The sequence below is a fragment of the Rhodococcus sp. (in: high G+C Gram-positive bacteria) genome, assembly GCF_049286785.1.
Taxonomy (GTDB): domain Bacteria; phylum Actinomycetota; class Actinomycetes; order Mycobacteriales; family Mycobacteriaceae; genus Rhodococcus_F.
Genome location: NZ_JBAQEO010000075.1, coordinates 1 through 1,825 on the forward strand (window position 1 = coordinate 1; position 1,825 = coordinate 1,825).

The window sequence follows — 1,825 nt, forward strand, 5'->3', positions numbered from 1 at the left end:
GAACCACAGTTGTGATTCACGGCCCGCTGCGGCTGAAGCGCTTAGGCCACCGGCAGCATCAAGCGCGGGTTAGTCGGCAGGCTACGTCTTAGGTTGTGGGTTCATCGTCCTCACCACCTCGATTAGCTGAGATGGATTCGCGGCCTCCGCTTCGCCTGCCGTGTATCCAGGCGGTTGGGCTTGGAAAATGCTCTGCGCTGCGTGAAGGAGGATGGTATCTTTGGTGGGCTGGTCGCTAGCGCCCTGAACAAATGTCTGGAGTTGACCCGGTTCCGTGGACACCGCACCCTTAGGGGTGAAAGGAGTCCCGATGCCGAGACCACGCAAGACCTACCCACCTGAGTTTCGTCGCCAGTTGATCGAGTTGGCCCGGGCGGGGCGGAGCCCGGAGTCGTTGGCCAAGGAGTTCGAGCCGTCGTCCCAGACCATTCGGGGGTGGGTGAAGCAGGCGGCCCGCGATACCGGGGCGCGCGCCGATGGCCTGACGTCGCCCGAGCGCGAGGAGCTGGCCCGGCTCCGCCGCGAACTGCGGCAAGTGAAGCTCGAGCGTGAGATCCTGTCAAAAGCGACGGCCTGGTTCGCACGGGAGACCGGCACGATTCCCCGCGGGTCTGGGGGTTCGTGAGGGATCACCAGGCCGTGTACCCGGTCGCGACGATGTGTCGCGTCCTCCGGGTCTCCCCCAGTGGCTTTTACGCCTGGCGGAAGCGTGGCCCCTCGGCGCGAGCTCAGCGGGATGCGGAGGTGCTGGCGCAGGTGCGCCACTTCCACGCCCGCTCCGACGGTACCTACGGCGCGCCGCGGTTGGTGGGCGATCTCCGCGACATCGGCCTCCGGGTCGGGCAGAAGCGGATCGCCCGTGTCATGCGCGCCGCGGGCCTCGTGGGCGTGAGTCGGCGCCGAGGGGTGCGCACCACCCGGCGCGGCGCGGTGGAAACCCCCGCGGCCGATCTGGTGCGGCGGGACTTCACGGCGACTGCCCCGAATCAGCTCTGGGTGGCGGATATCACCTACGTGCCCACCTGGGCCGGCTTTCTGTATCTCGCGATCGTGCTCGACGTGTTCAGCCGGCGCATTGTCGGCTGGGCCATGGCCACGCACCTCAAGACCGACTTGGTCCTGGCGGCGCTCCACATGGCCGTGCAGCAGCGCCGGCCCGCCGGCGTGATTCATCACTCCGATCGGGGCTGCCAATACACCGCGCTCGCCTTTGGGCAGCGGTGCCAGGAGCTTGGCGTCCAGCCCTCCCGGGGCGCGGTAGGCAGCGCGTACGACAACGCGATGGCGGAGAGTTTCTTTGCCACCCTGGAGTGTGAACTGATCGACCGGCGCTGCTTTCGCACTCAGGCCGAAGCCCGGATGGCAATCTTCCGCTACATCGAGGGGTGGTACAACCTCTACCGTCGGCACTCCGCCCTCGACCAGCAGTCGCCGATCACCTACGAAAAGCTGATGTCAGATGCAGCTTGAATCCCAAGTCCCCAACCGTCCACCAAACCGGGTGAACTCCAAGGGTGCAAGTGCCGGCCGTCGTGTTGAAGATCTGCCAGCCACCCTCGATGGCGGCGCTTGGATGCTGCTGTTGGAGCGTATGCGATGCCTTCCTAGGCTCCGGGACCTCGAGAACTGCCACTGCCTCATCCGGAATACCGAGCGAGCGAGCCACTCCGCGAACTTCCGGCTCGACCGACCGGTTCGAGATGCCGATCTCGACCCGGTTGGCGGATTCCTTCACCCCCAGACTCACGACACCCGACCGGGCGAACACCTGGGACCGGAGCGAGGCGCGAAAGCGGGCGAGATCCGCAAAGGACCGCCCGACCTT

2 protein-coding genes are annotated in these 1,825 nt (G+C 66.4%); one reads left to right on the top strand and one right to left on the bottom strand.

Annotated elements, in window-relative coordinates; all coding sequences use genetic code 11:
* The first annotated feature begins 310 nt into the window (after window positions 1–310).
* Window positions 311–1,470 (top strand): IS3 family transposase gene (locus WAW17_RS02690; protein ID WP_422331477.1). Its coding sequence is split into 2 segments (ribosomal slippage): window positions 311–560 and window positions 560–1,470, totalling 1,161 coding nucleotides; the frame shifts between segments, so codons are not numbered across the junction.
* Here the strand turns inward: WAW17_RS02690 and WAW17_RS02695 are convergent.
* Window positions 1,436–1,825, bottom strand: a 390-nt coding sequence (locus WAW17_RS02695) for a hypothetical protein (protein WP_422331478.1), incomplete at its 5' end; no start/stop codon positions are given. The genes WAW17_RS02690 and WAW17_RS02695 overlap by 35 nt on opposite strands.